This window comes from Nostoc sp. UCD121, assembly GCF_014222285.1.
Lineage (GTDB): Bacteria > Cyanobacteriota > Cyanobacteriia > Cyanobacteriales > Nostocaceae > Nostoc.
Window position 1 is genome coordinate 1 of record NZ_JACKZS010000098.1, and the last position, 18,997, is coordinate 18,997.

The 18,997-nt window shown below is 43.2% G+C and carries 15 protein-coding genes and 1 pseudogene; 10 read left to right on the top strand and 6 right to left on the bottom strand.

Annotation, left to right across the window (positions count from 1 at the left end; all coding sequences use genetic code 11):
• Positions 1 to 96: 96 nt before the first annotated feature.
• Positions 97 to 873 carry an enoyl-ACP reductase FabI gene (gene fabI, locus GNF10_RS20365; RefSeq protein ID WP_114080424.1) on the bottom strand — a complete coding sequence of 259 codons (777 nt, stop codon included), beginning with the start codon at positions 871 to 873 and terminating at the stop codon, positions 97 to 99.
• Between the two features lie 380 nt (positions 874 to 1,253).
• Here fabI and ntcA point away from each other — a divergent pair, with 380 nt between their 5' ends.
• From ntcA to GNF10_RS20380, 3 genes are all read left to right on the top strand, one after another.
• Complete coding sequence (gene ntcA, locus GNF10_RS20370) at positions 1,254 to 1,925, top strand: global nitrogen regulator NtcA (protein WP_010998529.1); 672 nt, start codon at positions 1,254 to 1,256, stop codon at positions 1,923 to 1,925.
• Positions 1,926 to 2,093: 168 nt separating this feature from the next.
• The gene (locus tag GNF10_RS20375; protein WP_185581877.1) at positions 2,094 to 3,584 is read left to right on the top strand and encodes a DUF3084 domain-containing protein; all 1,491 of its coding nucleotides are present in this window, start codon (positions 2,094 to 2,096) and stop codon (positions 3,582 to 3,584) included.
• Positions 3,585 to 3,699: 115 nt separating this feature from the next.
• On the top strand, positions 3,700 to 4,155 hold the full coding sequence (locus GNF10_RS20380) for a pre-16S rRNA-processing nuclease YqgF (protein ID WP_185583875.1): 456 nt from the start codon (positions 3,700 to 3,702) through the stop codon (positions 4,153 to 4,155).
• Between the two features lie 68 nt (positions 4,156 to 4,223).
• Here GNF10_RS20380 and GNF10_RS20385 read toward each other — a convergent pair whose 3' ends face one another.
• Together GNF10_RS20385 and GNF10_RS37945 are read right to left on the bottom strand one after the other, a co-directional pair.
• Positions 4,224 to 4,490, bottom strand: a complete 267-nt coding sequence (locus tag GNF10_RS20385) for a DUF3146 family protein (protein ID WP_012411764.1) — start codon at positions 4,488 to 4,490, stop codon at positions 4,224 to 4,226.
• A gap of 313 nt (positions 4,491 to 4,803) precedes the next feature.
• The gene (locus GNF10_RS37945; protein ID WP_221643380.1) at positions 4,804 to 5,565 is read right to left on the bottom strand and encodes a hypothetical protein; all 762 of its coding nucleotides are present in this window, start codon (positions 5,563 to 5,565) and stop codon (positions 4,804 to 4,806) included.
• Between the two features lie 158 nt (positions 5,566 to 5,723).
• Between GNF10_RS37945 and GNF10_RS20395 the strand changes: the two genes are divergently transcribed.
• The 3 genes from GNF10_RS20395 to GNF10_RS20405 all read left to right on the top strand — a co-directional run bounded on the left by GNF10_RS20395 (position 5,724) and on the right by GNF10_RS20405 (position 8,228).
• Complete coding sequence (locus GNF10_RS20395) at positions 5,724 to 6,590, top strand: aldo/keto reductase (RefSeq protein WP_185583873.1); 867 nt, start codon at positions 5,724 to 5,726, stop codon at positions 6,588 to 6,590.
• A 389-nt stretch (positions 6,591 to 6,979) separates the two neighbouring features.
• Positions 6,980 to 7,525 carry a photosystem II reaction center PsbP gene (psbP, locus tag GNF10_RS20400; RefSeq protein WP_185583871.1) on the top strand — a complete coding sequence of 182 codons (546 nt, stop codon included), beginning with the start codon at positions 6,980 to 6,982 and terminating at the stop codon, positions 7,523 to 7,525.
• Between the two features lie 109 nt (positions 7,526 to 7,634).
• Complete coding sequence (locus GNF10_RS20405; RefSeq protein WP_185583869.1) at positions 7,635 to 8,228, top strand: nucleoside triphosphate pyrophosphatase; 594 nt, start codon at positions 7,635 to 7,637, stop codon at positions 8,226 to 8,228.
• 22 nt (positions 8,229 to 8,250) lie between these two features.
• Here GNF10_RS20405 and dhaL read toward each other — a convergent pair whose 3' ends face one another.
• Positions 8,251 to 8,898 (bottom strand): dihydroxyacetone kinase subunit DhaL, encoded by a 648-nt coding sequence (dhaL, locus tag GNF10_RS20410; RefSeq protein ID WP_185583867.1) that lies wholly within the window; start codon positions 8,896 to 8,898, stop codon positions 8,251 to 8,253.
• Between the two features lie 2 nt (positions 8,899 to 8,900).
• Positions 8,901 to 9,971, bottom strand: coding sequence for a dihydroxyacetone kinase subunit DhaK (gene dhaK, locus GNF10_RS20415; RefSeq protein ID WP_185583865.1), 1,071 nt, complete (start codon positions 9,969 to 9,971; stop codon positions 8,901 to 8,903).
• Between the two features lie 119 nt (positions 9,972 to 10,090).
• Between dhaK and GNF10_RS20420 the strand changes: the two genes are divergently transcribed.
• On the top strand, positions 10,091 to 10,279 hold the full coding sequence (locus GNF10_RS20420; RefSeq protein WP_185583882.1) for a hypothetical protein: 189 nt from the start codon (positions 10,091 to 10,093) through the stop codon (positions 10,277 to 10,279).
• Here the strand turns inward: GNF10_RS20420 and GNF10_RS20425 are convergent.
• On the bottom strand, positions 10,276 to 11,151 hold the full coding sequence (locus tag GNF10_RS20425) for an MBL fold metallo-hydrolase (protein WP_185583863.1): 876 nt from the start codon (positions 11,149 to 11,151) through the stop codon (positions 10,276 to 10,278). The genes GNF10_RS20420 and GNF10_RS20425 overlap by 4 nt on opposite strands.
• A gap of 301 nt (positions 11,152 to 11,452) precedes the next feature.
• Between GNF10_RS20425 and GNF10_RS20430 the strand changes: the two genes are divergently transcribed.
• From GNF10_RS20430 to GNF10_RS39495, 3 genes and pseudogenes are all read left to right on the top strand, one after another.
• Positions 11,453 to 17,095, top strand: coding sequence for a GAF domain-containing protein (locus tag GNF10_RS20430; protein WP_185583860.1), 5,643 nt, complete (start codon positions 11,453 to 11,455; stop codon positions 17,093 to 17,095).
• Positions 17,092 to 18,225, top strand: a complete 1,134-nt coding sequence (locus GNF10_RS20435) for a hybrid sensor histidine kinase/response regulator (RefSeq protein ID WP_185583858.1) — start codon at positions 17,092 to 17,094, stop codon at positions 18,223 to 18,225. The genes GNF10_RS20430 and GNF10_RS20435 overlap by 4 nt, the downstream gene beginning before the upstream one ends.
• A gap of 391 nt (positions 18,226 to 18,616) precedes the next feature.
• Positions 18,617 to 18,787: pseudogene (locus GNF10_RS39495) on the top strand (4-Cys prefix domain-containing protein); the annotation flags it as partial.
• Between the last annotated feature and the right edge of the window lie 210 nt (positions 18,788 to 18,997).

Here is an 18,997-nt window from a genome sequence, read left to right on the forward strand (position 1 = left end):
ATGGGGAATGGGGAATGGGGAATGAAAAATGGACAAGAATTTTACTAATACTCAATTCCCAATGCCCAATTTCCAATGCCCCCTGCCCAAATTATCTTACATTCCCATAATTTCATATCCTGCATCTACATATAGAACTTGCCCGGTAATACCACTGGACAAATCACTACATAAGAAAGCGGCAGTATTACCCACTTCTAGCTGAGTGACAGTACGGCGCAGGGGAGCTACTTCTTCGACATGATGGATCATATCCAAAATTCCACCCACTGCTGAAGATGCCAAGGTGCGGATGGGGCCTGCGGAGATGGCATTGACGCGGATATTTTGCGGCCCTAGTTCAGCAGCTAGGTAACGCACGCTCATTTCTAACCCTGCTTTAGCAACTCCCATAACGTTGTAGTTAGGAATTGCTCTGACACCGCCTAAATATGTCAGCGTGACGATACTACCTCCCTCTGTCATCAAGGGTTTCGCTGCACCACTTAACTGCACCAGCGAGTAGGTACTGATTTCTAAGGCAGTGTTGAAGCCAGAACGAGAGGTTTGGCTAAAATCTCCACTTAAATCGTCTTTACTAGCAAAGGCCAGACAATGGATAAGAATGTCTAGCTTGCCCCATTGCTCACGAATTGTCTCAAAGGTAGATTGAATCTGTTCCTCATCTTGGACATTACAAGGAAGAAATAAGCTTGGGTTTAGGGGTTCTACCAACTCCGCAACTTTTTTCTCCATTTTGCCGCGTTCATCCGGCAGGTAGGTAATACCCAGGTTTGCTCCGGCTTTATGCAGCTGTTGGGCGATGCCCCAGGCGATCGAGCGGTTATTGGCAATACCTGTAACAAGAGCATTTTTTCCAGTCAGATTCAGCATAGAAATTGTTAATGCGATCGATCATTAGGAGCATACTAGAATCTGAGGCACGTTTTGTCTTTGTTTTATACAGGATTTGCAAAAATGAATATTGAGAAGGGTGTTTGCTGTGACAAAAATCTTGATTTTTCCTAAAGATTTTCTCAAGATATCTTTATTTGTTCTTTAAAAAACCCTTTTTAATACAGTTATTGGAGCTACTTATCAACAATTAGTAGCTGAAAGGATCAACAATTATGTATCATTATAAACAAACAGTTATGAAGCGATTAGTTTGAGTATAGGAAAGTACAGAAAGGTTGACGGTGCTTTATTCATTTTTCGGGTGTATTCTTAGGTAATCAGTTTTTGTTTTTCCGGCATTGGGTAGGGGAAGGGAGATGATCGTGACACAAGATAAAGCCCTAGCAAATGTATTTCGTCAGATGGCGACCGGGGCGTTTCCGCCAGTTGTGGAAACGTTTGAACGCAATAAAACGATCTTTTTTCCTGGCGATCCTGCCGAACGAGTTTATTTTCTTTTGAAAGGTGCTGTTAAACTTTCTAGGGTGTACGAGGCAGGAGAGGAAATAACAGTAGCATTGCTTCGGGAAAATAGTGTTTTTGGTGTTTTGTCATTGCTGACAGGAAATAAGTCGGATAGGTTTTACCATGCGGTTGCATTTACCCCTGTGGAATTACTGTCAGCCCCAATTGAACAAGTAGAGCAAGCACTCAAGGAAAATCCAGAATTATCAATGTTAATGCTGCGGGGTCTCTCTTCGCGCATTTTACAAACAGAGATGATGATTGAAACTCTCGCTCACCGAGATATGGGTTCTAGGTTGGTGAGTTTTTTGTTAATTCTTTGTCGGGATTTTGGCGTTCCTTGTGCTGATGGGATCACTATTGATCTGAAGTTATCTCATCAGGCGATCGCAGAAGCAATTGGTTCAACTCGTGTTACCGTTACTAGACTACTAGGGGATTTGCGTGAGAAAAAGATGATTTCTATCCACAAAAAGAAGATTACTGTGCATAAACCTGTTACCTTAAGTAGGCAATTCACATAAAATCAATCGGAGAAAGGGGAATCGGCGCGTGTTCTATTTTGAAAGATGACACTAATAGCTAGAGGTAAATCTAAAATTGAATAATTTCAGCTATTGCCAACTTCCACTTCTCCGCAGACGATGCTTAAAAGTAGTAGGCTGTATCTGGAAGGATTTCGGTAGCTAAAGATGACCACCGGATACATCCTCATCGCAGCAATTTTAATTCTGGGAGGCGTAATTGCAACCGTGGGCGATCGCATCGGCACACGAGTTGGCAAAGCCCGCCTCTCACTTTTTAAGCTTCGTCCGAAAAATACTGCTGTAGTGGTAACTATTTTTACGGGCGGTTTGATTTCAGCATCAACATTAGGAATTTTATTCGCTGCCGATGAAGGCTTGCGAAAGGGAGTCTTTGAATTAGAAGATATTCAAACAGACCTTAGACAGAAGCGGGAACAGCTAAAAACCGCAGAAACTCAGAAAAGTCAGGTAGAAAGTGAGCTAAATCAAGCAAGAATTGCCCAAGCAAAAGCACAACAAGATTTACAGGCAATTAATCAGTCTTTACAGGCAGCAAATGCCAAACAACTCCAAACACAAGCTCAGTTGAATCGCACCATTAGTCAACAAGCTCAAACTCAAACTCAACTCCAACGCACTCAAGGTCAGCTAGGACAAGTTGTAACTCAGTACCAAAAAGCCATAGCTGAGTTGCAAAGCGTTTCTAATCAGAGGAAAGAGCTACAAGCGGCAGTTGAACTACTGAAAACAGAACGACAACGACTATACGCTGAAGCGAAAAAAGCCATCGACGAAGCCAAAACAGCTATTGAAAAACGCGATCGCGAACTCGCTAACCGTCAAGAAGCCATAGAACAACGCGATCGCAAAATTGCTCAACTGGATCAACTGATTCAAAAGCGTAACGTAGAAGTTGCAGCACGAGAGGAAGTGATTGCCAAGCGGGAATCGCTTCTCAAAGAATTGGAAGCACAACAGCAGCAACTAGAACTGGAAGTTGCAAGGCTGGAAAAATTTTATCAGTCTTACCGCGACTTGCGTTTAGGTAAGCTCGCCTTAATTCGCGGTCAACTTCTTTCTGCTGCTGTAGTTCGGATTACCCAACCGGCTGCGGCTCGTCAGGCAGTGGTACAACTTTTACAAGAAGCCAATCGCAACGCCAACCTCCAATTAAGTGAGCCTGGGGCAAATCCTGCCAATGTAGAGCTACTGCGGGTGACTCAGGATAGGGTTGACCAATTGAGCAAGCAGATTAGCGATGGCCAAGAATATGTGGTGCGAATTTTCTCGGCTGGTAATTACGTCAGGGGAGAAAAGCAGATAGAGTTTTTTGCTGATACAGCGCGAAATCAATTGGTTTTTTCGGGAGGCGCAGTGCTAGCAACAACTAGTGCCGATTCCAAAACAATGACATCCTATCAGTTACAGCAAAGGCTGGAAATACTAATTTCTGCTTCCCAATTTCGGGCTCGTAATGCCGGAATTGTTGAGGATGTGCAGGTAGAGGGGACTTTCTTGCGCTTTGTCGCCCAATTAAGACAGTATAATCAACCTTTGGAGATCAAAGCGATCGCAGCAGAGGACACTTATACAGCCGGGCCATTGAGAGTAAAATTAGTGGCAATAGTCAACGGAAAAATTATTTTTAGTACTTAAAACATTATTTGCACACTGTTATTAGTAAGATTTAAACATATTCAATAGCAGTCAAAATAGTTGCTGTGATTGCATTTATTGATTTATAATTCTTAATTTTTATTTTTAATTTCTTATGACTTTACGCGAATTTTCGCCAACGCAACCAGTCATATTGGGGTTTGACCCAGGTCGAGATAAGTGTGGTTTAGCGGTGATGGGACTGGATAGACAATTGTATTATCATCAGGTTGTGCTAGCAAAAGAGGCGATCGCTACCATTGAAACACTGCGTCAAAAGTTTCCCATTTCCTTGATGGTGATGGGCGACCAAACTACAGCCAAGCAGTGGAGACAGAAATTATATCAGGAATTGACAGAACCTCTGAGTATTATTTTAGTGGATGAGCGCTATACAACCTTAGAAGCACGCGATCGCTATTGGCAAATGTTCCCACCCAAAGGGCTAAAAAAGCTATTGCCACAAGGTCTGCGACAGCCTCCAAGACCGATAGATGACATTGTTGCCATTCTCTTAATCGAAAGATACTTAAACCGCCTTACAGAATCAACACTCAGCAGTCAAGAGTGAGGAATGACATCGTTACCCCCTAACTCCTGTAGAGACGCGATTAATCGCGTCTCTCCTAACTCCTAACTTTAAAGTTCTGCCCGAATAGTAAAAGCATAATCTCCTCCAGGCTCTAGCTGATAATCTTGTTGCTCCAAAAATCGACCAAGGGGTTCTTTGATTAAAGCGCGGCCTTGGGAAGGCTTGACGGCAAGTTCTCCCCGGCGAAAATGCCACTGGAAATGCCACTCAAACTCACCTGCACTCACTTCACCCTCAAGGAAGCCGTGTTGCCAAGATTGGCGGGTGATTCTGACATGGGCAATAGTTTCTGGCAGTCGTCTTTTAGCACTCACAATGCTTTATGTCAAGTGTAGAATAACAGCCGCTCATATTAGACTGGCTTCTTATTTTATGTACCAAACATAGTCTAAATAGACAAACTGACAAAGTGAGTATTTTTAGTTGAGTCAGAATGGTACTAATGGAGAATGCTAGATATAAAATTTCAGTTGAAAGTGACTCAAACTTCCTTAATCTAAGGGTTTCGTGTCTATATAGCAAATCCTAAATCATTTTTGATAGACAATATGCCCAGCTTTCTAGATAAGTCAGCGATCTATGACTTCAGTCTATGGGCACAGTGGTAAGTAGTGGGGATAGTTTTTGTTAAAGTTTTAGAAATGAGAGTATCCTAGAAACTGCATATCTAACGCTTCTTTCATCAGTGTATTGTGGATTGATTGGGATTTCTTTGAAAGATTTCAGCACAATTACAGCCCGATAAAGCTTAGAGTATTTATATTGCTTTTCTTGGATGTCAAAACACAGAATATTTTCTAGTGGATGTTCAATAACTTGATTGCCACGAAGACTTTTACGTTCGATAAAGACCTTATCGATGCTTTTATAGAAAGTGCAGGTAGTTACAGGTGATGTTGCAAAAAAAGCAGCGAGCGCCATGATAATTAATATAGATAAACTTAAGAAGAATAGATAATTTCTCTGATTCTGCTGTACTAATAGAGAAGTTTGGTTAGAGTTGAGAAAATCGTTTGTTTTCAGGATAAATTCTTGATTTTGTTCATAACTAAGATGAGATAAAAGAGGAAAATCTTTAAATGGAGTCACAATTATAACCTGATAGCTTTTCGACCCTTTGCTGCCAGTCTTTGTGAGAATGTATGCTTCACTGGGATCAAACATTCTGAGTTTCTCCATCCTTCCCAGCAAATTAAACTGTCTCAATTCACAATTAATTTTGCTTGGCGAGAGGCGATCGCAATTGAGACTCATTGAAGCAGACTCAAAAAATAAGCAGTAAATCAAAAAGCTTAAGCAGGCAGTAAAAATGCACCACCCAATGAACCAATATCTGAGTGGTTGATGCTTTAGCTGCAATCTAGTACGGGTTTCCTCGACAATTTTCATCGGTGCTTGGTATAGAATACTTAACCCTTGAGTAGAGTATTCCCTTGGTAGCCCATTCACTTATCAGCAAATCTAAGTACTAGGGAGGATTTATGATAAATCGCTCAAAAAGCTTTGGCTAGCTGGGATAATTGGGTCAGAAAGCTATAGCTAGAAGCATGGAAACCAAACAGCTAGGAAAAACTGGTGTATTTGTGAGTGCGATCGGTTTGGGCGGTATGCCCATGTCAATCTCTAATCGCCCTCCCGAATCGCAATCAATCGAAGTTATTCATCGGGCTTTGGATTTGGGTATTACATTTATTGACACTGCCGATTCTTATTGTAAAGATGAGTCAGAAAAACACCACAACGAGCGACTAATTCACAAGGCGCTTACTAGTTATAAAGGCGATGTTAGCCAAGTAATTGTGGCAACTAAAGGCGGTTTGATGCGTCCCGATGGAAACTGGACAAGCAACGGCAACCCAGAACATTTGCGCGAAACAATTCGAGTCAGTTTTGAGGCGTTAGGTGGTGCTAAACCCATCGATGTTTGGCAATACCATTCTCCCGATAGTAAGTACACCATTGAAGAATCCCTTGCGCCAGTGAAAGAAGCAGTGGAGGCAGGTTTGATTAGGTTTGTGGGAGTTTCTAACTTTTCTGTTGAACAAATTAAGCGGGCGCGAGACGTAGTAGATATTGTCTCGGTGCAGAATCAATACAGCCCTTGGCAACGACAGCCAGAAAAGGACGGTGTGTTGAAGTATTGCGAACAACAAGAATTGACATTTTTGCCTTGGAGCCCCTTTGGTGGTATGCGTCGTCATCAGGATTTACAAGATATTCATGCGATCGCTAAGTTAGCGAAAGAAAAAGGCGTGTCAGTATATAGTATCGTTCTAGCGTGGTTACGCTCCAAATCGCCCGCTATTTTGCCAATTCCTGGTGCTAGCAGGGTTTCTAGCATTGAAGACTCAGCACAAGCTATCAATGTGAAACTATCTGAAGAAGAAGTACAAAAAATTGATCGCGCAACTTAATCATTTCACTAGCTAACTTAAGTAAGTGAGTGTAAATAATTGTCGTTGGAATAAGGCAATAGACAACAGGCAATAGGCAAGAGGTATAAGGATTTTAGCCTAGTTTATTTCTCTTTACATAGTTTGGTTTTATTGTGCCAACTTACTTAGATTTAGTAAAAGTTGTCAAAGATTTACGCTCACTTTTAGTTAGGTTAAGACAGCGTAATAACTTACTATTCGGGTATTTGATCAAATAAGGGATATGTAAAGAAACAGTCTTTCCAAAAACAGGCGATCGCTTAAGCAACCCAGAAACGCATCATCCGAAGCGTCCCGCTTGATGGGAGAATAAAAACGAGAAATGATGCAAGCCTGGTGTTGTCCCCAGCCCAAAGGAACTCGTATAAATGTGGAAAAGAATTGTATTAATTTTGTTATTGGTGTTGAGTTTCAGCCTGAGTAATTCTGATATAGCAGCTGCGGCTGGACTCAAAAGCTTTGTAGACACTAGTGATGGCTATCAGTTTTTATATCCTAACGGGTGGCTACAAGTTAAAGTTGCCAACGGGCCAGATGTGGTTTTCCACGATTTGATTGAGGTGTCTGAAAACGTTTCTGTTGTGATTAGCCCAGTTCCAGAAGGCAAGACTTTATCAGAATTGGGAACCCCAACAGAAGTAGGATATAAGTTGGGAAAAGCTGCTCTTGCGCCTCCTGACTCTGGTCGCTCGGCTGAATTAGTCAATGCCGCAGAGCGAGAAGTAGATGGTAAAACCTACTACCTTTTAGAGTATGAGGTTAAACTTCCCAATAAACAGCAACGGCATAACATCGCCAGCGTCGCTGTTAGCCGTGGCAAACTTTTTACCCTCAACGCCTCAATTCCTGAAAAACGCTGGCAGAGAGTTAAAGGAATGATTGATGAGGTTGTAAATTCTTTTTCTGTCTATTAATTGGGAAATAGGGAATAGGGAATGGGAAATGGGGAATGGGGAATAGAGAAGAAATTTAATCACCAATGCCCCATGCCCCATTCTTAATTAACAAGCTTTTATAAATCTCATGAAAATTCCACCCTTTGTACTTGCCTCAGCTTCCCCGGCTCGTCGCCGCTTGCTGCAAACTGTTGGTATTGAACCGATAGTTCGAGCCAGTGACTTTGACGAGTCGCAAATCCAATTAAGTGAACCAGCAGAATTGGTCAAAACTCTTGCCCAATATAAGGCGGAAACTGTAGCCCCGCAGTTTGAATCAGCTTTGATTATAGGTTGTGATTCAGTTTTGTCCATGAATGGTGAAATTTACGGCAAACCAGCAGACACTTCTGAAGCGATCGCTCGTTGGCAGATAATGCAAGGTAACTTTGGCGACTTGTATACAGGTTACGCCTTAATTGACCTTGAGCAAAACCGTACTATAGTCAAGTCTCAAGTTACAAGAGTTTATTTTGCTCAAATGAGCGATCGCGCAATTCTTGCTTATGTTGCCACAGGTGAACCCCTAAAGTGTGCTGGAGCCTTTGCCATTGAAGGTTTTGGTAGTTTCTTTGTTGAAAAAATTGAAGGCTGTCACAGCAATGTAATAGGACTCAGTTTACCTCTGCTCCGGCAGATATTAGCGGAACTGGGATATGATGTCACTGATTTCTGGCAATAGTGATTGCGCCGATTGTTAATTTTCAATGGTCAGTTGTTTGGCTACTTTCCAACACCTCTAACAAACTTTTCAACATTAAATAAGCAGAAGTCCCTCCTGGATCTTGATGTCCAATACTTCTTTCCCCCAGATAGCTAGCCCGTCCCTTTTTGGCCTGCATCTGTATAGTTTCTTGTAACCCCTTTTGGGCTGTTGCTACAGCCTGTTGCATGGCTTCTAGCGTTCCCTTACTTTCTCCTACAGCTTGCCCAAAAGCGACTACAGCCGGAGATAGCACATCTACCATTGTTTTGTCTCCTAGTTGCGCTTTGCCACGTTGCAGCACGCCGTCTAAGCCTGCCTGTAATAGCCCTAACACATCTTGTTCTGTTAATTCTTGCTTATCTACTACTGCTGTACTAGCTCGTAAAAACCAGGTTCCATAAAGAGGGCCACTAGCACCGCCAATGGAAGAAATCAAGGTCATACTCACAGATTTGAGAATGTTGCTGATGTCTTTGTCTGTAAGAGTTGGTAACTGAATACTTACCTTTTTGAAGCCGCGATCCATATTTATACCGTGGTCAGCATCTCCAATCGCAGCATCTAATTCTGTCAAATATGCTTTATTCTGCTCTATCTCGGTTGCATAAGCCTGCAACCATTGTAATATCTGCGACTGACTCAACATAATTAGTCCCACCACCAACTTGGTGTTTTTACTGGTGCATCCCATAGGCGGATCATCTCGTCATCTAATTTCAGCAGGGTAATTGAGCAACCTTGCATTTCTAGAGATGTGATGTAAGGGCCGATTAAGTTTCGCACAATTTGCAATCCTTGCTGTTCGCAAATTTGAGCGAGTTTGCGGTAAACAATATATAGTTCGGAAACCGGAGTTCCACCCATACTATTGACGAAAGCTAATAAGCGATCGCCTTTGGCAAATGGGAGATTTGTTAGTTCTACATCTAGCCATTCTCCTTTGTCTTCATCCCACTCGCGCAGTGTGCGGCTGTATGGTGCATCCTCAAGGAGCGATCGCGTTAGAACTTCGGTAATCTCATCTGCTGCTTTGATGGCTGTACGTTCTATTCCTGGCTCACCGTGAATACCGATACCTAATTCGATTTCGCGATCGCTCAATTCAAATGTCGGCGTTCCATTGGCGGGGACTGTACAAGATGTTAGAGCAATTCCCATACTCCGCCCATTCAAATTTACTCGGCGGCATAAATTTGCAATTTGTGGCAAATCATACCCAGCCTCAGCCGCCGCACCACAAATTTTTTCCGCTAGTATTGTTGTTCCCACACCGCGCCGTCCTTGGGTATAGAGGCTATCTTTCACTGCTACATCATCATCAATCAAAATATTTAGCGATCGAATGCCTTCACTATGGGCTAACTCCGTTGCCATTTCAAAGTTCATCACATCGCCACTGTAATTTTTGACGATGTAAAGGATACCAGAGCCTCCATCTACAAGCTTTGCTGCTTCTAGCATTTGGTCAGGAGTCGGTGAAGTGAAAACTTCACCAGGACAAGCTGCATCAAGCATTCCTTTGCCCACAAAGCCAGCGTGCATTGGTTCATGTCCACTACCACCACCCGAAATAATTGCTACTTTACCCGGAATAGGTGCATCGGCTCGATAAACAAAAGTGGGATCATAGTTTACTTTAATTAAATCGGAATGAGCCGCCGCCATACCTTCTAGACTTTCTCGCACAAAGTCTTCCGGCTTGTTGATCAGCTTTTTCATAATCCGTGTTTGGTTAAAAGGTTGCTAAAACCCAGGTTATAGCGCTTCTCGTTTCTATGCAATAGAGTCTGACCTCTATCTAAATCTCTCTTTTACAAAGCTTTGGTGTTGCATTAGCATTGCAAGTCGATGCATTAGCATTGCACGTTGATGCATTAGCATTGCAGGTCGATGTATTGACATTGCACGTTGATGCATTAGCATTGCAGGTCGATGTATTGACATTGCACGTTGATGCATTAGCATTGCAGGTTGATGCATTGGCATTGCAGGTTGATGCATTAGCATTCACCCATTATTTCAGTTAATCCAAAGATTCCATTAACTCAATACACTTGTGCATCTGCTGGCGCATGGTTTCCTTATCAGCATGAAATCTTCGCCCATGACCTGGTAGCACCCACTCAAAAGAATAATTAGCCAAGTTACGCATTGATTTAATCTGTTCTGACCAAGAATACCAGCAGACACCGTGGAATGCAGCCAATTGATGCAGGCTTTCTGACCAGGCGAGATGGTCGCCAGTGAAGAGAAACTTATTTTTGTAGAGTAGGACTGTTTGTCCTTTGGTGTGACCGGGAACTGGGATAATTAATAAATCCGGAGCCAAGGTAAATGCTTCAGAACCAGTTAGCTGTATTTCTACATTGCGAGTATCCGCAGTAATATCATCAGTATGGAGGATGCGATCGCACTGAAAATGCTCGGCAAACTTTTGATGGTCTGCCACATCATCCTTATGAGTTAGGTACATATAACGAATTGACCCCAGTTCTTCTAAACGCTTGATTAAAGGCGGCGTAAACCGGGGAGAATCCACCAAAATATTACCTTCTGGAAGTTGAATTAAATAGCTAGCAGCACCATAAGATTTTTCAGAATGATAGCCGCAGTGGTAAACATTTTCTGCTACTAATATTGGAAACTGTTGTTGAGCAACTTTGATATCTTTTGGCTTTTCAACTGTGCCAATAGAACTAGTAGGACAAGCTAAAAGTGCTTGCAGTGCTGCTAATCTTTGCGCTTCATTCGTTGGTTGATGATAAACAGCCGATTGATCATCGACATCATAAAATACTTCAGGAGCCATCCAGCGACAGGTATCACAATCAATACAGGTAGTATCTACATAAAAATCGCCGTTGACATTTTGGGGACGACGCTGATTTAAATGAGCCATATTAATCCTTTTGCTTCCAACTGCTTACAGGGGAGCGATAAATCCTATATCACTACGCTAGCAAAAGTGATTTTAGATTGTAGACATCATTATGAGTCTCCTGTCTTCCTTAACGAACTTTGGGGGTTTAAGTCCTAGCCTTTGAAGGGCAGCGCGTTTTGATGCCTAAGCTAAATCCCCGACACAAAACGTAATTGCGAATTGCAAATTGGTTTAACTATTGCCTGATTTTAGAGAATTGGTATAACTTGCCTGTTACTAATGGGAACAATCAAGAATAAATCCCTTTGCCAATACATCAATGTTTAACCGTCTCACCTCATCAGAACTGAAATCTGCGATCGTCTGTCATCCTCTGGTAGTTAAACCAGATACGACGGTAATGGAAGCGATCGCACAAATGAGTGGCGTGCGGATTCTTTGTGAGACAGCTAAAACTGGGGATGGACAACTGGATGAACTTTATCTAGAGGCACGATCGAGTTGTGTATTAGTAGTAGAAAAAGATAAGTTGCTAGGTATCTTCACGGAACGGGATGTGGTGCGTTTGTCTGCCCAGCAATGTGCTTTCGAAAATTTGGCAATTCGGGAGGTGATGATCCATCCAGTCGTCACCCAGCACGAGTCTGATTTTACCGATTTATTTTTTGCTGTTAATTTGCTGCAACAGTATCGCATTCGCCACTTACCGATCCTGGACGATCGGCAGCGAGTAGTAGGACTGGTAACTAATGAAAGTCTGCGGCAGTCTTCTCGCCCTGTGGATTTGTTACGGTTGCGACTGGTTTGTGAAGTGATGACGAGTGAGGTAATTTGTGCTGCGCTAGATAGTTCGATGCTGGCGATCGCTCAACTGATGGCAAAACACCGTGTTAGTTCGATCATGATTGTACAACCAGGTGGTAGCGAAACTGAACCTCTGCAAATCCCTGTGGGAATTATCACCGAGCGCGATATTGTGCAATTTCAGGCATTGAGCTTGAACTTAAAAACTTGTCTAGCAGAGGCGGTAATGAGTACACCGATTTTTGCCGTTAAACCTGAAGATTCGCTGTGGATGGTGCAGCAAATTATGGAACAACGGTTAATCCGCAGATTGGCGGTGACGGGGAAACAGGGTGAACTATTGGGAATTGTCACTCAGACTAATTTGCTACAAGCACTCAACCCCTTGGAGCTATACAAGTTAGCGGAGGTGTTGGAAAAAAAGTCAGTGCGGTTAGAAGCAGAGAAAATCGAACTCCTTGAAACCCGCACCAATGAACTAGAACAACAAATTGAAGCCCGAATGATGCTCCTAAGAGCAAAAGCCGAACGGGAGAGATTGGTGCTAGCGATCGCCTTACAAATCCGCTCATCCCTAAGTCTACAAACAATTTTGGATACCACCGTCGCAGAGGTGCGGCAATTGTTGGGCTGCGATCGTGTCAATATTTGGCAGTTTGAAGCGGATTGGCAAACTATCGCCGTTGCCGAGTCCACTGATTCTTCACTCTCACTGATAGGTGAGCGCGTTAGTGATAACTGTTTAAAACAAGACTACACTGAAATTTACCGCCAGGGGCGGATTCGCATCGTTTCGGATATCTATAAGTCCAAAATCTCAGACTGTCACCGAGATATGCTGATTCACCTCCAGACACGAGCCAAAATTTTAGTGCCGCTCTTCTGTGGTGATCAACTATGGGGTTTGCTGAATGTCACTGAAAGTCAGCACCCCCGCGATTGGGAGCCGGAAGAAGTTGAATTGCTGCAAGCCTTATCAGTGCAATTGGCAGTTGCCCTTCAGCAAGCCACCACCCACCAAAAATTGCAGGAGCAACTGCACGAGCGCCAACGCATCGAATTGATTTTACAAAAACTGGTGACTGGAACTGCCGCAGTTACTGGAGAAGACTTTTTTCCAGCCTTAGTCCACCACATAGCCGAAGCATTGAATGTCCGCTATGCTTTTGTCAGCCAACTGGTAGGCGACAAACTTCATACCCTGGGGTTTTGGGCAAATGGAGCATTGCAGCCATCAATTTCCTACGATCTGGCTCACACTCCCTGCGAATATACCCTGGTAGATGGGGAATTTTACTGCCAAAGCCAAGTTCAAGAACTCTTTCCTGATAATTTAAGCTTGCTGGCAATGCAGGCAGATAGCTATCTGGGTATAGCCTTAAAAGACAATCTTGGTAATGCGATTGGCAACCTTTGTATTCTAGATATGCAGCCTTTTGGAGAAGCTCAACGTACCGAAGCGATCGCCATCCTCCAGGTATTTGCAGCCAGGGCAGCCGCGGAATTGCAGCGCCAAGCAGCAAACAATGCACTACATCGCTTGAACCAAGACTTGGAAAAGAGGGTAGAACAGCGAACTCAAGAACTACAGGCGAGAGAGGCACAACTGCGGGATCTCTTTAACAACGCCACAGATTTGATTCAAATTATTGCTATTGATGGTCGAATTATATTTGTCAACAGGGCATGGAAAGAAACCCTGGGATACAATGATACCGACCTAGAGCAGTTATCCATTTTCCAGGTTATCCATCCTGATGAAATTGTGCATTGCCAGATAGCGATGCAAAACCTCTTTGCTGGTTCTCTCTTAGGCATGGAAACCAGATTTTTAACCAAAGATGGCAAAGAAATTATCGTCGAGGGCAATATCAATTGTCAGTTGAAAGATGGTATCCCGATCGCCATCCGGGGAATCTTTCGGGACATTACCCAGCGCAAACAATCCGAAAATGCCCTGCACGAATCACAACAATTTCTTCAAACTGTACTCGATACCTTTCCCCTATTTGTGTTTTGGAAGAATCGAGAATCGGTCTATTTAGGCTGCAATCAAAACTTTGCCAACGCCGGCAGACTAGCTTCGTCTGCTGAAATTATCGGTAAGACAGACCATGACTTACCTTGGAAAGCCAGCAAAGCGGATCTCTACGAAGCCGACGATCGCCAAGTCATGGATTCTGGCACAAGCAAACTCGGTATTGTCGAAACTCAACATCTGGGCAATGGTGAGATGACTTGGTTAGAAACAAACAAGCTACCCTTACGTAACCTTAAAGGCGAAGTAATTGGTATTTTGGGGACTTATCAAGATATTAGCGATCGCAAACGAGCAGAACTCGCACTGCAAAGTAGTGAAATCCGCTTCCGTCAGATGTTTGATTCCAGTGTGGTTGGCATGCTCTTTGCCGATTTTCAGGGGAAAATTCTCGATGCTAATGATCGCTTTTTACAGATGGTGGGCTACACCAGGGATGACCTAGATGCCGAGAGAATTGATTGGCTGGGAATGACCGCACCCGAACATATCCACGCTGATATTATAGCGATGGAGCATCTGATGCAACATGGTGCGATTAATCCTTGGGAAAAGGAATACTACCGCAAAGATGGTAGCAAGATTCCTGTTTTGATTGGAGCAGCAATTCTTCCAGGCTCAGACAATCAAACTATTTGTATAGTGGTGGATATTAGCGAACAGCAAGCTGCACTTCGTGAACGCAAACAAGCCGAGGAAACCATTCGCCAACAAGTTGAACGAGAACAACTGCTGCGAGAAATTACCCAGCGAATTCGTCAATCCCTAGACCTCCAGACCATTTTTGACACCGCTTGCCAAGAAATCCGCCAAGTAATTCAGGCTGATCGGGTAGGTATTTTCAAGTTCTATCCTGAATCAAACTTTAATGACGGCGAATTTGTGGCTGAATCGGTTGTAAAAGGTTTTCCTTCAGTAGTGGCAATTCGGCTACATGACCACTGCTTTGGGGAAAATTATTCATCTTTCTATGCTTTGGGCAGATTTCATGTCGTCAATGATATTTATAACGGTGGGATGAGTCCCTGCCACATCGAGATCCTAGCTCAGTTTCAGGTGCGAGCCACTCTGGTAGTGCCGTTACTTTGTGGTGAGAAATTGTGGGGTTTATTGTGCATCCATCAATGTGCAACAACTCGCCAGTGGCAACAGTTTGAGATTGACTTTACCCAACAGTTGTCTAACCAGTTGGCGATCGCCATTCAACAAGCAAATCTCTACGAGCAAATCCAGTCTGAACTATTGGTGCGGCAGAAAACCGAAGCGAGCATTGCCCTGCAACTGCGGCGACAGCAAACTTTAGGGACAATTATCCAAAAAATTCGAGAGTCGTTAGATATTAACGAGATCCTGGTAACGGTGACTCAGCAGGTTAAAGAGATACTGCACTGCGATCGCGTCATCGTCTTCCGGCTTTTTGCTGACGGTAGAAGTCAAATTGTTGAAGAAGCCGTATCTAGTGAGTTCCCCGCCCTCAAAGATCGGCACTGGGACAACGAAATGTGGTCTCAAGAAATCCTCGATTGCTACTGGCAGGGTAAGCCCCGCATCGTTCCTGATGTGATGAATGATATCTGGGCAAAGTGCCTGGTGGAATTCTCTCACGAAGGTCAAATCCAGTCCAAAATTGTCGCACCGATCTTACAAGACGTGCGAGGCAGCGAAAATCATCGCTGGGTTGCCCCCTGCGTAACTAACAAGCTCTGGGGGGTTTTGGTTGTCCATGCTTGTCAAGAAAAACGAGTCTGGAAAGACTCTGAAGCACAACTTTTGCAACAAATTGCCAACCAGTTGGCGATCGCTATTCAGCAAGCGAGTCTGTTTGAGCAATTACAACAAGAACTCGCCGAACGACAACAGGCAGAAGCAAAGCTCACTGACAGCAATCAACAACTGGCAATTTCTAACCAAGAACTCGCTCGTGCCACTCGCCTCAAAGATGAATTCCTGGCCAACATGAGCCACGAACTCCGCACCCCCCTTAACGCTATCTTAGGCATGACCGAAGGGCTACAAGAGGAAATCTTTGGTGTTGTCAACGAGAAACAACGCAAAGCTTTGCGAACCATTGAGCGCAGCGGCTCTCATTTGCTGGAGTTGATCACCGACATCCTTGATGTGGCAAAAATTGAAGCTGGACAAATGGAACTCGACTATGCCTCAATCTCAGTGGATCGTCTGTGCCAATCCAGCTTGGTGTTTATCAAACAGCAGGCATTGCAAAAACGGATTCAGCTTGAAATCAAACTTCAGACAAATCTATCTGAACTGCTCGTGGATGAACGTCGCATTCGTCAAGTCTTAATTAACCTGCTCAACAATGCAGTCAAATTCACTCCAGAGAGGGGGCACATTACCTTAGAAGTTACCCAACTTTTCTCAAACATCTCAACTACCAATTTAACAGAGCAACATTTCTTGCACTTTGCTGTCACCGATACAGGCATTGGTATCTCGCCAGAGAATATCAAAAAACTATTTCAGCCCTTCGTGCAAATCGATAGCGCCTTAAATCGTCAATATGCAGGTACAGGCTTGGGACTGGCATTAGTGAAGCGAATTGTCGAACTTCACGGCGGTAGGGTGGGGCTAACCAGTGAACTAGGTGTGGGCAGTTGCTTCACCATCGATCTCCCTTATACTCCCAGTTTTGGCTTTTCACCAGAAATTATCGCAGACGATGAACCAGGCGTTACTTCAGAACGAGACTCTCCCAGTACCGAGGAAGCAGCAAGCCTTACCCCTCTAATCTTACTAGCAGAAGATAACGAGGCCAATATCAGTACAGTTTCTAGCTACCTCCAAGCCAAGGGCTATCGCATTGTATTGGCACAGAATGGTCAAGAAGCCATCAATGTCGCTAAAATTCACAACCCTGATTTAATTTTGATGGATATTCAAATGCCGGGAATGGACGGTTTAGAGGCGATGAGACAGATTCGTCTAGATTCTAACTTGGTTGATATTCCGATTGTGGCGCTCACAGCGTTGGTGATGACGGGCGATCGCGATCGCTGTTTCAAAGCAGGAGCTAACGACTACCTGAGTAAACCCATAAAGCTTAAACAACTGGCCACCACCATTCAACAGCTTTTGAATACAACTAAGGATCACGAATGAATCAGCCCTCTATTTTAGTCGTTGACGATCAACCCGATAACTTTGATGTCATTGAAACACTTTTAAGTGAGCAAAATTATCTGCTGCACTATGCTGCCAGTGGCGAAGAGGCGATCGCATCTCTCAACCTATTTAAGCCAGATGTAATTTTGTTAGATGTAATGATGCCGGGAACCGATGGCATAGAAGTGTGTCAGCAAATCAAAGCCATACCAAAATGGCAGCCTGTTCCGATCATCATGGTAACGGCTCTCACCGCTAAAGAAGACCTCGCTCGCTGCCTAAAATCAGGTGCCGAGGATTTCATTAGTAAACCCGTCAATGCTATTGAACTGCGGGCACGCATTCATTCAATGCTGAGGGTTAAGCAACAGCACGACAAAATCCAAAAGTTTTCAGATATCCAAGCAAATAGTATTACAGTCTTGGAAAGCACACTTAATGAACTGCGCCGCAATTTGGCTTCTGCTTTACCCCATGAACTCAATACACCATTAAATGGCATTGTCGGAATTATCAGCCTACTCATGGAAGATATTGACGGCATGGATATTGCCGAAATCCTTGAACTTTTAGACTTGGCAGATCAATCAGCCCGTAGACTAGAAAAATTAACCAAACAATTATTGATCTATTTAGAACTAGAGCTATCAACACACCAGCAGCAAATCGAACCTCAGTCCACTTATTTTTCAATGGCAGCGATCGCAGCAGCTTTGGAATTTCACGCTCAAGATGTTAATCGTAGCAACGATCTAATATTTGCAATTGAAGAAGCTAAGGTTTCAATATCAAATCGATATTTAGCGATTATCCTCGATGAATTAGTTGATAATGCACTCAAATTCTCCCAAACTGGGACAGCAATCAAAGTCAGTAGTCAGGTGGTGGCAGGAATGCTCAATGTCTATGTTCATGATTTGGGACGGGGCATGACAGCAGAACAGATATCTAAAATTGGTGCTTTCATGCAGTTTGAACGCAAATCCTATGAACAGCAGGGTATAGGTATGGGCTTAAAGCTTGTCAAAAAAATCGCCGAACTTTGTGGCGGGCAGTTCTCAATTTCAAGTATTTATCAACAGGAAACAACGGTACATATTACCTTACCCGTTGTCAATTTTACATAAATAACGCGATGTCCGACTTAATATTTTGACCAATTATTCCTTGATGGTACAAGCCTCTAAATTCATTTATGGATAGATAAATTTTAAACTTTGCTTGGTTCAAGTCCAAGGATAAATCCTGGGGCATTAATTGCGAATTGCGAATTGTGCTGACCTCCCTTCTAAAAGGCTACAGTGTACACACAAGTTCTTCTCACCTCCTCTAACTTCCCCTTAGTAAGGCTACGGTGTACACACAAGTTAATATCACTCACTACGCTAGCAAAAGTAACTTGAGACTGGAGCCGCCACTAGAAGTAAATCTGCTCAAAAATATAAAGCCTCGTGAAACCCAGTAAGCATAAATTGGGAAAACTCAATATAGATAATATCTGTTGATATATTTTCAAATATGCTTTACTGTTCTAATTCCAGTTGTTCAAATCCCTTTAACCCTGATGACAATAAGTTTTGCATTAAGTGTGGACAAACACTCACACCATTATTCAGAAACCGTTTTCGGGTAATACGACTTTTGGGTGAGGGTGGATTTAGCAGAACTTATGAAGCCACGGATAATGATTTGCCACCCGAATCGAATATAGAATTAAAACTTTTACCTTTTTCAATAGTTGGTACTTGGTCTGGCAAATCCAGAAGTCGAAACCATATATTTGTTACTCTCTGTATTGCTAAACAGGATGGGAACTCATTTGATGGAAATTTAAATGTTAGAGATGTAGGTTTAGGCTGGACTTATCGCATTAAAATCAAGGGAAAAATTAATCCTAAA

Coding starts and splice junctions, on each gene's coding strand:
- dhaK (WP_185583865.1), bottom strand. CDS start 9,971: ATGAAAAAGCTGATCAACAAGCCGGAAGACTTTGTGCGAGAAAGTCTA.
- GNF10_RS20425 (WP_185583863.1), bottom strand. CDS start 11,151: ATGGCTCATTTAAATCAGCGTCGTCCCCAAAATGTCAACGGCGATTTT.
- GNF10_RS20435 (WP_185583858.1), top strand. CDS start 17,092: ATGAATCAGCCCTCTATTTTAGTCGTTGACGATCAACCCGATAACTTT.
- fabI (WP_114080424.1), bottom strand. CDS start 873: ATGCTGAATCTGACTGGAAAAAATGCTCTTGTTACAGGTATTGCCAAT.
- GNF10_RS20375 (WP_185581877.1), top strand. CDS start 2,094: ATGACCACCGGATACATCCTCATCGCAGCAATTTTAATTCTGGGAGGC.
- GNF10_RS37945 (WP_221643380.1), bottom strand. CDS start 5,565: ATGAAAATTGTCGAGGAAACCCGTACTAGATTGCAGCTAAAGCATCAA.
- GNF10_RS20405 (WP_185583869.1), top strand. CDS start 7,635: ATGAAAATTCCACCCTTTGTACTTGCCTCAGCTTCCCCGGCTCGTCGC.
- GNF10_RS20395 (WP_185583873.1), top strand. CDS start 5,724: ATGGAAACCAAACAGCTAGGAAAAACTGGTGTATTTGTGAGTGCGATC.
- dhaL (WP_185583867.1), bottom strand. CDS start 8,898: ATGTTGAGTCAGTCGCAGATATTACAATGGTTGCAGGCTTATGCAACC.
- psbP (WP_185583871.1), top strand. CDS start 6,980: ATGTGGAAAAGAATTGTATTAATTTTGTTATTGGTGTTGAGTTTCAGC.
- ntcA (WP_010998529.1), top strand. CDS start 1,254: ATGATCGTGACACAAGATAAAGCCCTAGCAAATGTATTTCGTCAGATG.
- GNF10_RS20380 (WP_185583875.1), top strand. CDS start 3,700: ATGACTTTACGCGAATTTTCGCCAACGCAACCAGTCATATTGGGGTTT.
- GNF10_RS20430 (WP_185583860.1), top strand. CDS start 11,453: ATGTTTAACCGTCTCACCTCATCAGAACTGAAATCTGCGATCGTCTGT.